Source organism: Enterococcus sp. SMC-9 (genome assembly GCF_021011285.1).
GTDB classification, from domain to species: Bacteria; Bacillota; Bacilli; order Lactobacillales; family Enterococcaceae; genus Enterococcus_C; species Enterococcus_C montenegrensis.
On sequence record NZ_JAILYE010000010.1, the window covers coordinates 1 to 13065 of the forward strand.

Consider the following 13065-nt stretch of genomic DNA (forward strand, 5'->3'; position numbering starts at 1 on the left):
CTTGGCTCACTTGGCTCACTTGGCTCACTTGGCTCACTTGGCTCACTTGGCTCACTTGGCTCACTTGGTTCACTTGGGTCGTCATTCTTCGTATCTAAGTATGGATCGTTTGGATCTTGGATAATCGTTTGTGTTTGGCTATAAGGAGTCAAATGCTGTTTATCTTCTGGATTACTATCCAAAACTTTCACCGTGAATAATTTAGGACCAACAATTGAATCCAGCAAAACAATCGAAAAGGAGAAGTATCCTTTTTTATTCGTAAAGTCAAAAGTCAAATTATTATCATAAGATGCAGCTAACGCAGGGTCTACATTGGAAAAAATAATTTGAGCTTGACCAATTGGAAGCGTATCTCCCGAGAAATCTATTTCACCATAAACGGTAATTTTTTGACCTACTTGCATCTTAGTTACTCCAGAATTAAATAAGTAAAAATCATCAGAAAAGGTAATGCAATTGGCATTTGCCCAGCCACTAGATGCAACAGTTGCTTGATTTTGTTCGTCTAAAGAGCTTCCATGAGCAATACTACCAGTTGTTGTCATAAAAAATGTCATAAAAATACTAACAATAAAGATTTTCTTCGTCTTTTTCAAATTATATACCCCGTTTCATTAAATGTTGCACTGAGTATACGTTTGAAAACAGTCGTTTTATTATATATTTTTTTTGAAAAGTGATATTTTTTTCATAAAATTGCATTGCGTGCTACTATCTAGGTGAGGTGAAACTATGGAAACGCAAGCCGCAATTCAAAATCATTTATTAAAGAAAAAAAACAGAATCAAATTAAATATTTTCAAGTTTTTGGCAGACCTCGATTTTCCAATTACAACGCATTTCATTGCTAATCGTTTTAAAATTTCTGAGGCGAATTTAACAGTCTATTTACAAGAACTAAAAAAAGATTTATTTCAGATTGACTATCCAGTTAAAGCCATCAAAAAAGAAAATAAATTCATTTTTTTAGATATTGCTTCCCAAGATTGCGCACGTCTGTACTATCAACTTTTTACAAATTACTGCGAAGCTGCGACAAATTATATTATCTTAACTTCGTTATTGGATAAGTCGAATACTTCAATTACTAAAATTAGTCAAGCAACCCATTTTAGTGCACCACATGTTTATTCTAAGATGAAAGAAATCAATAATTTTTTAGCACTGTATGGGATTACAATAAACTTTGCAGCCAATGGAACAAAAAAAATTAGTGGCAGTGAAATTCAAATTCAATACTGTATGTTAGACATCTATTGGAATATCCATACCAATACAGGTCCTATCTTTCATGCGCAAAAAAACGCAAATAGAAACCAAGTTTTACGTACTTATTTTACAGACAGGATTATTTTGGAGCTTAATTCTAGTATGCTAGACAAACTTTTTGTCATTTTTCAGTCCGTTCATACTTATTTTCCCGTCACGAGTTTAACTGAATTTCGCGCTAGTCTCAAAAATTTGGAAAATTTTTCTAGTCTATTTATCCAATCTTTTGATATCGTAAAAGAACAGGCGCCTGTGACGCAAGATCAGCGTTATCTCATTAATCTATTAGCGCGACTTTCTCTTGCAAAAATTGACAGTCCTACGTTAAATCACAAACAATATCTTCAACTAAAAAATTTACAGGCACCCATTTTTTTAGCAACAAAAGATTTATTGACTGATTTTATCTCACAATTTAATTTGCGGGTACCTTTAGAAGAACTCGAACTTTATACGTTAAACTTTATCCGGCATCAACTTTACGCCAAGCTCTTTGTGCCTACTCAACCTAACACGACCCTACCCAGCTCTAGCCTACAAAATGAACTGAATCATGGTATTATCCAACAAAAAATTTCCGCCTTTTACCAGGACTTTGCAAATACTCAAAATCACGTTATAAAAAAATACGATTCAGATTGGATGATTGAAGATTTGCTGCATTTTTATGATCGCTTCAAACCAACTTCAAAAATACAAATTGGAGTCAATTACACCCGAGACTATTACGTAGCCGATGATTTGTGTGCACAATTAGAACATATCTTTGGCACAGACCAGCTTCTATTTAAAAGACGTGTTTTTAGCCAATGCGATATCATTATTACAGATTGCCCACTAACAGATGTCCGTTACGAAGCCAAAATTATTTATCTACTTGAAAGCCAATTAGATCAAGCGGCATTGCAGTCTTTAATCAAAAAAGTAGCAAACCAAATTTTTATTTTAAGAACGAAAAATAGCTTTTAAATAAAAAAGCTTCGCAAATCCTCGCAACATGTGAAGTCAGATCTTGTTAAAACTGTTGCTCTAATCTTTTTACTTATCAAAAACTTATACTTTCTTAGAGATAAAAAAACTTTTAGCCCTTTACTTAGAAATAAGCAATAAAGACCTTTGCTTTATTGACTGAATTTCTAGTGATAAAAGGCTAAAAGTTTTTTTGCAGCTCTTTAAAGTAATTGTTCAATGGTTGGGATAATTTTTTCAGGTGGAGTAGCAGATGCAAAGCGCTTTACGACTTTGCCGTTACGGTCAACAATAAATTTTGTAAAGTTCCATTTAATCGCCGCGCCTAATCCTTTTTGTTCTTTTTTTAAGAATTGATATAAAGGTGCCTCATTTTCACCATTTACTTCAATTTTTCCAAATGTCTTAAACGTCGTGTGATAACGTAATTGGCAAAATTCCTGAATTTCTTCATTACTACCAGGAGCTTGATTACCAAACTGATTACAAGGAAAATCCAATATTTCAAATCCTTCTGTCTGAAAGCGTTGATATAAATTTTCCAATCCTTCATATTGTGGTGTAAAACCACATCCTGTAGCAGTATTTACAATGAGCAAAACTTTCCCTGCATAATCTTTCATCGACACAGATTTTCCAGTGACATCTTTTACTGTATAATCATAAATTGACATTTTATCCCTCCTAATTACTTATCAATGCACTCATTATACGTTAATTTTCTATTCTTGCGTATTTTGTTGATTTGCTTCATGACGGCAAAAAAAGACTTGGTCCATAAGTGTTGCTTTTATACGTCAGAAAAAATCCAACTAAAAAGCACCTCAAGACCCAAGTCTTCATTTCGTTAAAAAAATTCATGTTTCCAAAATCAGATTTGCTGCCATTTTTTGCTATAGAGCGCGGCCGTTTTGGTTACTTGTGCGTAGTCATTTTCGGCAACGCCTTGAAAAAGATTACCACCAACCCCAACCAAGAGAGCCCCAGCATTTTTCCAAGCTGCCAGGTTATCTAGATTAATGCCACCTGTTGGCATAATGCTAATTTGCGGCAACGGAGCTTTAATACTCTTAATTAATGTTGGTTCAAAATTGTTAGCAGGAAACAACTTTACAATTTCTGCTCCACTCATCAACGCCTGCTGCATTTCTGTTATTGTCATACATCCAGGCAAATAAGGAATCTGATACAAGTTACAGATTTGAGCCGTTTCTTTGTTAAAAGTAGGACTCACAATAAATTCAGCCCCTGCCATAATTGCCAACCGCGCCGTCGTTGCATCAAGTACCGTACCTGCACCAATGACTACACCACTTTTTACAGGATAGATTTCTTTAAGCTGTGTAATCACAGCAGCAGCATTAGGTACAGAAAACGTCACTTCTAATCCCAAAATTCCACCTGCAACAACTGCTTTTGCCGCATTTAGCGCCTGTTGCGTCGTTTCTTCTCTGATGACTGCAACAATTCCTGTTTTTTCAAGGCGAGCTAAAACTTCTCCTTTTTTCATCGCGAACCTCTACTCTACATTGACGTGTTCATGTAGCGCATCTTCATTCGAAGTTTCGTCTCGTGCGGCTAATTTCAACGTCAATGCATCTAATGTAATATGCACAGTTTGGTCAAAAAGACTTGATAATAATTGAACAGATTTAATCCCTGCACCTGTTTTAGTTGCACCGGGCACAACAATAACTTTATCAGCTAATTCGGCCAGCGGCGATGTCAAATCACTAGTCAAAACAACGATGTCTAAACCTAACTTTTTAGCTGCTTGTGTATCTGCTACAATTCCTTTGGTGGTCCCCGACCCTGAAATAGCTACCCAGGTATCTCCTTTTTGAATTGAAGGTGTAATGGTTTCTCCCATCACAAAATCAGTATAGCCAATATGCATTAGACGCATAGCAAATCCTTTTGCTTGAAAGCCACTTCGACCTGCGCCAATAACAAAGATACGTTTGTTTTTTTGAAACAAAGGTAATGCATCTTCCAGTTGTTTTTCATCCACTAATGCCATGACGTGATTAATCTCTGCCATAATTGTTTCAATTGTTTTCATAATGAATTGCCTCCATAAATTCATTTACTGCCTTAATTGGATCTTGTGCTTTGGCAATTTTTGAACCTACAATTACCACTTCCAATAATCCTTGTTGCGCTAATTTTTTTGTTTGTTCTAAATCAATACCTCCGGCAATAGCCAAGCGTTTGATTGTAGGAAATTTTTCGTGGAATGCTGCTACAGTTGCCACAGCATCCAATTTATCCTTGCGATCAATCGAATGATGCAAGGCATAAATTGCCTCGGGAAAATCTTTTATTGCTGCAATTTTTTCATCACTTACTTCTAATAAATCAATCATCATTGTTTTGTTTTCTTTTTGTGCAACCTTATAACAAGCAACAAGGGTGTCATAAGACGCAGCCCCCATCACCGTGACAATATCTCCACCATAATGAAAAGCCTGATTAAACTCATAGGCTCCTTCATCAATTGTTTTACTATCTACTAATAACGTTGTCTGAGACAGTTTTTGGCGCATGCGCCAAATTGCAACATTCCCATAATCTTTAACTAAAGAAGTGCCTATCTCTAAAATATCTGTTTTCCCATTAAGCTGTTGCGCTAATTCTTCTGCTTCTTCTATCGAAATACGATCAATTGCGGTTTGTAACTTCATTTATTTCACCTTCTGATTTTGTAAAAATTCCTGCAATTGTTCTGGCGTTGGATAGCCGTCGTTATCCCCAGGAGATTGAACAGCCATCGCACCAATGGCATTGGCACGGACTACTGCATCTTTTAGATCTTCGCCTTCAATTAAAGCAGTGATTAATCCGACGGCAAAGCCATCCCCTGCACCAACTGTATCGACTACTTTTTCAACCTTAAAGCCTGCAACCGTGTAACTTGTACCATTCTTTTCTTTGACATACGCACCTTCTGTTCCCAATTTCACGATGACTGTTTTCGTTGCGTTGCCGTTGTTTAAGTAAAAGTCAGCAATTTTTTCGGGATCGCGACTGCCCATTAAAATTTCACCTTCATTAATACCAGGTAAAACAATTTCCGCATGAGAAGCTAAGTCATTGATTGTACTTACCATTTCTTCAGTGCTAGCCCATAATTGTGGGCGTAAATTTGGATCAAAGGTTGTCCGAATTTGATGTTTTTCCAAAAGCTTAATTAAATACCGGAATGCTTCTTGTGCTTCTGGCGAAATAGCTGGAAAAATACCTGATAAGTGTGCCATTTTGACTTCAGAAAAATCAATTTTATCTAGGACCTCTTTTTCAAAATGGGCCGCTGCTGAACCTTTGCGGAAATAGAAAATACTTGGATCGCCATCACTTACTCTATCTTTTAATTGGAATGCTGTCCAAAAATCTGCAGACTCTGAAATATAATCAGTCCCAATTTTATTTTCATGTAGTCGATCAATGATAAATTCGCCAAACGGATCTTTTCCTACTTGTGTAATATATTCACTACTATGACCTAAACGAGCCACCCCAACAGCTACATTAACTTCTGCTCCGGCTAAAAATTTTTGAAAATGCAGAGCATCTTTTAAAGACTTATCTACTTCTTCTGATCCAAATAATGCAATAGGTTCACCAATTGTTAAAAATTCACTCATGTTAAATTCCTCTTTTCTTTTATTTTAAAGTAAGATATAAGCTGCGATTAAATTCAAAACTGTTGCGGCCCACGCCCAAGGCAGACCCGTTAATAAGAATGTTTTTGTATCCAAACCTGCATATTGAACTGACCATAAGTTCCAAGATTGTGTAATACAGGCAGAAACGCCCATCATAGAAGGAACTACCAGTAAACCGTATAAGAAATATTGATCGAACATTCCCGTTCCTACTAAAATTGCCGCCGTAGCAGCACCTGCACCATACAACATCAAAGGACCGCGGAAATAAGAAAGCGGTGCAATAATCGCTACAATGATGATTAAGGCTAGTTTGCTATCTGGAATAACTTGTTGGAACACACTCGTAAAACCAGACATTGCATGAACTGCTGCAGATTGGAACATCGTTAAGACAAACAACATAATTAACAATCCCGCAATATCACTAATTGCATGTTTTGCAGTTTCATTCATCATCATGACAAACTTTGTATACTTCTTCATATTCCCAGTTGCTGCAAAAGCAATAATCGTTGAAAGCAGCAAAGCTGGTACGGCATCCCATTTAGCAAAAATGCTTAAAGCAACTGGTAATACTGGTAAAACATACGTCCAAATTGGTACTTCCACGATCTCTTCTTCACTGTCACTTTCAATAATTTCAGGTTTGCCATTGCGAATTTTTTTTGCATTAAATAAAATGAATAGCACTAAAATAACCATCTGAATGCCCATTGCAACAAAACCAAAACGTTGATAATGTGGGCCCCAGGCAACTTTAGGGAAGAACACTTGAAATTGAACGAACAAAACATTGTTCACATACATCGCTGCACCAATTGCAATCGTAAAAACCGAAACGGCAATATTTCGTGGTACACCAATGGAGAACATAATTGGAAACAAGATCACGCCGACAGCAATCGCAGACCCTACACCGTAAGAGCTGGTAAATATTAAAGCGATTACAAAAGCGATTAAAATTGTCGCTAATACCGGGCTTTTCTTTCCTACTTTTTCTGTCCGACGGCTAATACTTCCTGCAATACCAGTATCTACTAGCACACGTCCAAACCAAGAACCAAAAATAATATATGCTGCTGTTTTCCCATAATTCAAAACAGGTTCAGTAAAAATTTCTTTAATTGCTTGGTTAAAAGGAACCAAGCCAATAATCGTCCATAAAACTGCCATAACGAAGAAGCCGACGGTTAAGTTTCCGCCTTTCATCGCGTAAATGACAAATACGATAAAGGTTAATGCAAGTAAAATTCCAGTTATTGCGCCACCCATGTTCTACGCCTCCTAATATTTGTTTAATTCACTCAAAATACGTTGATAATTGGAAACAGGTTTCTTATGATCTTCTACGAAAAAGTCATTTTCTAAATGATTAAATTTTTGAATTAAATAATAAGCTGTTAAGTAAGCAGCTAATGCTTCCTTGGCTGCATCTTGCATATTTTCTGTATCAATTTCAGGTCGATTAATCGTATCCATGAAATGATAAGCAAATTTTTCGGCATCTATTTTTGTTTGTTGGTCACTCATTTTACTTCCTCCTCTAAAAGTGCTTTTGCTTCCAAAATTTCTTCATCGGTTGTTGTTGGGTATTCAATTGCGATGGGGCAATCATCTGGAAAAATAGATAAAACTTTACGCCAATTGATAACACCATGATCTAAGCCAGTAGCTTGTGGTTTATCCTCTTTGTAAAGGACATCTTTAACATGAATATAATGAACATATTCTGCTAATTCTTTTGCAGCTTCTAGTTCGTCTGCTCCTACAAAACGCCAATTTCCTAAATCATAAACATAGCCAATAGCTAAGTCAGCAGCTTTAACAGCCGTCATATATTTTTTAATTGCTGCAATTGTTCCAGAAGTTTGTGTTTGATCATTTTCGATTGTAATCACTACGCCTTCTTCAATAAGCGCTTTCATTTTTTCTACATGAAGCTCTCCTTTAAAATCTCCAATATTCCATTTAATTTGTTTCACACCCATTTGATTTGCTTCGGAAATATATTCTGTTAATTTAGGATTAACTTCACCGTTAATATAGACTTCATCTGGAACACTGTAAAATAAATCAAGATGCAAACGTTCCGCCTCTTTTTTGATAAGCGGCATTTCTTTTGCTATATCTTTAAAATACTCGCGCCGGATTTCCACAGCTTGAAAACCTAAAGCAGCGATGTGGGATAATAATTCATTTTGTTGGATACCTTTTTCAATTTTTTCTGCAAAAACTAAAAAATTAAGTACGATTTGATTGTTCTTCATAAAGCCCATCCTCTCAATTAGTTAACCGGTTTCTATACACGTATAGTAAACCGGTTTCTAAAAAATGTCAACGGTTACATTTTAAAAGAACAGCCCTTTCAATCAAAAAAATGAAAGCAGCCTTTAGAAACCGGTTTCTAAAGGCTGCTTTCACGAATATATTTTTTTTAAAAAAACTTAAACTAGACAGATTTCCGCCAACGAATTGTCGAAGGCACGATAATTTCTGCCACATCGTCACTTTTATTGCGTAATACGTTTAACAATTTTTCTGCTGCAATTGCGCCAATTTTTTGCGAAGGTTGCTCAATGCTTGTAATTCCAGGTCCTACAAGTTCTGTTAAACTCCAATCATCAAAACCTGTAATTCCTATTGTATCAGGCATATTAATTTTTTGATTAATTAAAATAGCCAAACTATCCATTAAGACACGACCATTTGAAGCAAATAGTAATTTTTTTTGTGGTTTCAAAAGAATTGTTGCAATCGCATTTTCCAACTCTTCTTTACTATTTACTTCAATTACTTGCCCTTGTTTACGAGCTTTTAAAACACTTTGAATAACCGTTTGCGAACGCAATTCGCGGGTACTAACATTGGTAATTGGCTCACTTAGGACAAAAAAATCTTCATATCCTTTTTGTAAAGCCTTTTTTACTACTTCTTTTGTGGCGTCAACATTATTGGTTAACACAGAAGACCATTCTTCTGGTTCTGTTTGGCGATCTACTAATAGTAGTGGGATATTTGATTTCTTGATAAATTCATATTGTTTTGACTGCCGTGAAGATGGCTGCAAAATAATGCCTTCAACACTCTGATCAAGTAGCCGTTGTAACAGCTCTTTTTCTCTGGTAATCGAGTTACCTGCATCCATAATAATCATTTGATAGCTATTTTTTTCAAGTATTTCGCCAATTCCTTTCAGTAATAACGAAGAATACATATTGGAAATATCAGCAACGACAACACCTATCAAATAACTGTGTTTTGATTTTAATGCTTGTGCTTGTTTACTTGGCCTGTAATCTAGGCGCTCAATGACTTCTTTAATCCTGGCTTTTGTTTCTTTGGACATATTGCCATAATTATGATTTAAAAAACGTGAGATGGTTGTCTTTGAGACCCCTGCTTCTTGGGCAACATCATTAATGGTAATTTTTTTCATTTTTCTTTCTCCAACTGTCTTTTTTCTTATTGTAGCGAACTTTTTTTATAAAGAAAAGAAAGACTCATTGAAATTCCACTTCTGCTATGCTTCATTGCATATGAATGTCTAAACAAAAAAGCACTGGTGTAAACCAACGCTTTTGCTCTCTTACTTTGATTACGATATAAATTATTTTTCTGCTTGCTTATTTCCTTTTTTGCGCTTTTTTACTGCTGCTGTTAAAAGATACTCAATTTGCCCATTTACACTTCTAAATTCATCTTCTGCCCAACTCGCTAATTCATCGTACAAATCTGCTGAAAGGCGCAGCGGCACTTGTTTTTTTGCCTTTGTCTTTTTATTATCCACAAGTACCGCTCCTTTTTCATTTTTATTATCCAGTAGTATTATAGCGAACCTTGCTAATATAAGGAACCACTATTTACAATCGGCTGGGCATCACGATTGCCGCAAAGGACCACCATTAAATTACTTACCATTGCTGCTTTTCGCTCTTCATCCAAGTCAACAACGTCTTTTTCATTTAATTTTTCTATTGCCATTTCTACCATACCAACCGCTCCTTCAACAATCAACTGACGCGCATCAACAATCGCTGCTGCTTGTTGACGTTGTAACATTGCGGCTGCGATTTCTGGGGCATAGGCTAAATGCGTAATTTTGGCTTCTAAAATTTCTATTCCCGCAACGTTGACTTTGCTTTGAATTTCTTCAGCCAGACGAGCACTAACTTCTAAGCTTGAACCTCTCAAACTTTTTTCATTCGCATCTTCATCGTCAGTGGCATCATAAGGATATAGGCGCACAATATTTCGTAAAGCAGAATCAGACTGAATAGACAAATAATCAACAAAATTATCCACATCGAACATGGCTTTGGCAGTATCATGCACCCGCCAGATAACGACGATGGAGATGATAATTGGATTTCCTAACTTGTCATTTACTTTTTGTTTATTGTTACTTAAAGCCATTGTCTTTAATGACAAACGTTTTTTCGGTAAATTCCCAGCAGCTTTTTTCGCCCCTGTAACTGGATCCGTTTCAGAATCTGCTGTAGTAAATTCTTGTGAACTACTTTTAGCAACGGGTGCGGCTGTCATAAAAGGATTAACATAATAGAATCCTGCTCCTTTTAATGTTCCCACATATTTACCAAAAAGGGTCATTACTAAAGCTTCATTGGGATGAACAACTTTTAATCCTGCTATAAGTAACCATAAAGGTAATACCCAATAGAAGATACCTAAACCCAGTAAAATTCCACCTAAAACTGGTTGACTACCTTCACTCAAAATAAAAATCCCCCAAATAAAAGCAACAATTGATAAAACAACCCCCAACAACATCATTAAAAATACCGGCATACCCTTATGAGCTTTTAAAATCTTTTCTTCTGTCGGTTGTTTTAACGCTACTTTTTCATTATTCATTTGCTTCCTCCTTTGATATCATTTTGATATCACTTTAATCTTCATGCAAATAATATCATGACAAGATAAAATTAGCAAACTAAAGTAACGTCGCTTACAAAATCAAACAAAAAAGCACCTAAACAGGCGCTTTTTTTCAAAAATTGTGGTTTAAAAAATTGATCTTTTTGTAAATTCTATTCTTATGGCAGAAAGCTACAAATTCTTATGGTTTTATATAAGCGTAGCCCTGCTCTTGAAGTTCGATTAAATCTAAAACACCAGCAGTAACAACTTCCACTCCCAGCGGCAATTCATCTTGTAGCATATGAAAAGCATTCATAGCATTTTGACAGGCATGAAAAGATACATTAGGATTTTCAGTAATAAAAGTTTGCGCACGTTTTAATTGATAGCTTTGAATGCCACTTCCATTTACGAGCAGGACAATTTTGGCATCACTGCGTAACTTTAGTAAATTGTAAATATTATTTGTTGCCTCTTGCCATTTGTTTATCTCATCAACGTGAAATACTACTTTCATTTTTATTCCTCCTTGGCTATTCATGTAATTTGTGAGACTAATTAAATCTTCTTGTCTCATGTAAAAAAGCTTCTAGTCATAAATCTTTTTTGTAAAATATTTTAGTAAAAATGGCGAAGAAAGTGTCGTTAATAAAATTATTAAGACAAATGCAGAATAATAATTTTCCGCTACCATATTGGCTTGAAATCCTAATTGAAGGATAATCAATGCCATTTCACCTCTTGAGACCATGCCAGAGCCAACCATGAGGCTACTATTGTTATCAAATCCCACAAGTTTGCTTCCAAGAAAGCCCCCAATAAGTTTTGAAAAGATTGCAATCGCGGTCAAAATTATGATCAACGTCAACTGTGATCCAATTCCAACAAAAGATATCTCCAAACCAATACTAACAAAAAAGACTGGAATAAATACGGCATAGCCAATTGCCTCAATATTACGAGAAACTTCTTGCCAAACTTTTGTCTGTCCAATCGCTACTCCCGTAAAAAAAGCCCCAATGACCGAGCTTAATCCAATAAAATCAGCTAAATAAGACATTCCTAGACACAAAACAAGTGAAACGATAATAATGGATGACTCGGCCATTAATTTCTTACTCAGTTCCATTAAGTAAGGTGCACCCCAACGAATTAAAAAGAATACTCCCATAAAAAATAGAAATTGTTCTAATAACATCAGACCTAACGAGGTATTACTGCTAGAACTTGTCCCAACAAATGACATACTAAGGCTAACAATCAGTACAACTAAGATGTCATCAACTACCGAAGCCCCCAAAATTGTTGAACCTTCTTTTGTATTAATCACATTTAATTCCTTTAATACTTCGACAGAGATGCTGACAGAAGTAGCAGCGAGTATTAATCCTAAGAAAAAAGATTGTGATAAGGAAATATGAAAAAGTGTTCCGCCAGCAGTTCCTAAAATAACAGGTAATAAAATTCCTAAAATTGCCACATACATTCCCGGTTTAAAATATTTTTTTAATAAAGATAAGTCACTTTCAATGCCAGCCAAAAACATTAACAATATGACACCAATTTCTGAAAAGTCTTCTACTAAAATATCTGGATGAACCCATTTTAAAGCAGCATTGCCTAATAAAATTCCTACTAGAAGTTGTCCAATTACAGCTGGAATACCAATTCTTCTTGAAAAATGACTTGCAATTGTTGTACTAGCTAAAATTAGACATAAAACCCCAATAAATTCCATCGTTTCCACCCTCTCTTTACCAAATCCAATATGGTTTATTAAATGTCAATTGGATTCACTATCAGTCTAGCGAAAAAGAAGCATTATGAGAAATATTAGTGCTTATTTGCAGCAAATTATTGCGAATGAACTTTTTTGATACTATTAAATTTATGATTAAAAATATCGCAATTAAAAATGGAACCAACGCAAAAAAGAGATGTCCCCCAGAAAGGAAGACATCTCTAAATCGTTGGCAAGCCAACGTTCTAACCAAGTTAGAATTATTCTGCAGCGTTTGCGTCTTTGAGGCCGTATTTTTTGTTGAAACGGTCCACACGTCCGTCGGCTTGCGTGAATTTTTGACGACCAGTGTAAAATGGATGTGAGTCAGATGTAACTTCGACCCGGATTAATGGGTATGTGTTGCCATCTTCCCATTCAACTGTTTCTTGTGAAGTTTTAGTAGAACCTGACAAGAATTTGAAACCTGTAGTTGAGTCCATGAATACAACTGGATGGTAATCTGGATGGATTTCTGCTTTCATTTACTTTCGCTCC

15 protein-coding genes and 1 pseudogene are annotated in these 13065 nt (G+C 35.7%); 1 reads left to right on the forward strand and 15 read right to left on the reverse strand.

Features of this window, described 5'->3' with window-relative positions; genetic code table 11:
• Nucleotides 1-548 (reverse strand): annotated as a pseudogene (locus K4422_RS13130) (hypothetical protein); the annotation flags it as partial.
• A 187-nt stretch (nucleotides 549-735) separates the two neighbouring features.
• On the opposite strand from K4422_RS13130, the gene K4422_RS13135 reads away from it, so the two are divergent.
• Nucleotides 736-2241 (forward strand): helix-turn-helix domain-containing protein, encoded by a 1506-nt coding sequence (locus tag K4422_RS13135; protein WP_230711495.1) that lies wholly within the window; start codon nucleotides 736-738, stop codon nucleotides 2239-2241.
• 203 nt (nucleotides 2242-2444) lie between these two features.
• On the opposite strand, the gene K4422_RS13140 is transcribed toward K4422_RS13135, so the two are convergent.
• The 14 genes from K4422_RS13140 to K4422_RS13205 all read right to left on the reverse strand — a co-directional run bounded on the left by K4422_RS13140 (nucleotide 2445) and on the right by K4422_RS13205 (nucleotide 13052).
• Entirely contained in the window at nucleotides 2445-2915 is a 471-nt protein-coding gene (locus K4422_RS13140; protein WP_230711496.1) for a glutathione peroxidase, read from the reverse strand.
• 197 nt (nucleotides 2916-3112) lie between these two features.
• Entirely contained in the window at nucleotides 3113-3751 is a 639-nt protein-coding gene (locus K4422_RS13145) for a bifunctional 2-keto-4-hydroxyglutarate aldolase/2-keto-3-deoxy-6-phosphogluconate aldolase (RefSeq protein ID WP_206903790.1), read from the reverse strand.
• Between the two features lie 9 nt (nucleotides 3752-3760).
• The gene (gene hxlB, locus K4422_RS13150) at nucleotides 3761-4303 is read right to left on the reverse strand and encodes a 6-phospho-3-hexuloisomerase (protein WP_206903789.1); all 543 of its coding nucleotides are present in this window, start codon (nucleotides 4301-4303) and stop codon (nucleotides 3761-3763) included.
• Nucleotides 4290-4925 (reverse strand): orotidine 5'-phosphate decarboxylase / HUMPS family protein, encoded by a 636-nt coding sequence (locus tag K4422_RS13155; protein WP_230711497.1) that lies wholly within the window; start codon nucleotides 4923-4925, stop codon nucleotides 4290-4292. Before K4422_RS13155 ends, hxlB begins: the two co-directional genes overlap by 14 nt.
• Nucleotides 4926-5885 (reverse strand): sugar kinase, encoded by a 960-nt coding sequence (locus tag K4422_RS13160; protein WP_230711498.1) that lies wholly within the window; start codon nucleotides 5883-5885, stop codon nucleotides 4926-4928.
• A gap of 24 nt (nucleotides 5886-5909) precedes the next feature.
• Nucleotides 5910-7181 carry a gluconate:proton symporter gene (locus tag K4422_RS13165; protein ID WP_206903786.1) on the reverse strand — a complete coding sequence of 424 codons (1272 nt, stop codon included), beginning with the start codon at nucleotides 7179-7181 and terminating at the stop codon, nucleotides 5910-5912.
• 12 nt (nucleotides 7182-7193) lie between these two features.
• Entirely contained in the window at nucleotides 7194-7439 is a 246-nt protein-coding gene (locus tag K4422_RS13170; RefSeq protein ID WP_206903785.1) for a hypothetical protein, read from the reverse strand.
• Complete coding sequence (locus K4422_RS13175) at nucleotides 7436-8176, reverse strand: sugar phosphate isomerase/epimerase family protein (protein ID WP_230711499.1); 741 nt, start codon at nucleotides 8174-8176, stop codon at nucleotides 7436-7438. The genes K4422_RS13170 and K4422_RS13175 overlap by 4 nt, the downstream gene beginning before the upstream one ends.
• Before the next feature lie 182 nt (nucleotides 8177-8358).
• Nucleotides 8359-9345 (reverse strand): LacI family DNA-binding transcriptional regulator, encoded by a 987-nt coding sequence (locus tag K4422_RS13180; protein ID WP_230711500.1) that lies wholly within the window; start codon nucleotides 9343-9345, stop codon nucleotides 8359-8361.
• A 171-nt stretch (nucleotides 9346-9516) separates the two neighbouring features.
• A complete protein-coding gene (locus K4422_RS13185; protein ID WP_206903782.1) occupies nucleotides 9517-9696 on the reverse strand; it encodes a TA system antitoxin ParD family protein in 180 nt (59 codons plus the stop codon).
• A gap of 53 nt (nucleotides 9697-9749) precedes the next feature.
• Nucleotides 9750-10781: an SPFH domain-containing protein gene (locus tag K4422_RS13190; RefSeq protein WP_396139420.1), complete on the reverse strand. Its 1032-nt coding sequence runs from the start codon at nucleotides 10779-10781 to the stop codon at nucleotides 9750-9752.
• Between the two features lie 205 nt (nucleotides 10782-10986).
• Entirely contained in the window at nucleotides 10987-11304 is a 318-nt protein-coding gene (locus K4422_RS13195; protein WP_230711501.1) for a DsrE family protein, read from the reverse strand.
• A gap of 72 nt (nucleotides 11305-11376) precedes the next feature.
• On the reverse strand, nucleotides 11377-12525 hold the full coding sequence (locus K4422_RS13200; protein ID WP_206903779.1) for a cation:proton antiporter: 1149 nt from the start codon (nucleotides 12523-12525) through the stop codon (nucleotides 11377-11379).
• A 263-nt stretch (nucleotides 12526-12788) separates the two neighbouring features.
• On the reverse strand, nucleotides 12789-13052 hold the full coding sequence (locus K4422_RS13205; RefSeq protein ID WP_071863514.1) for a type B 50S ribosomal protein L31: 264 nt from the start codon (nucleotides 13050-13052) through the stop codon (nucleotides 12789-12791).
• Nucleotides 13053-13065: the final 13 nt, after the last annotated feature.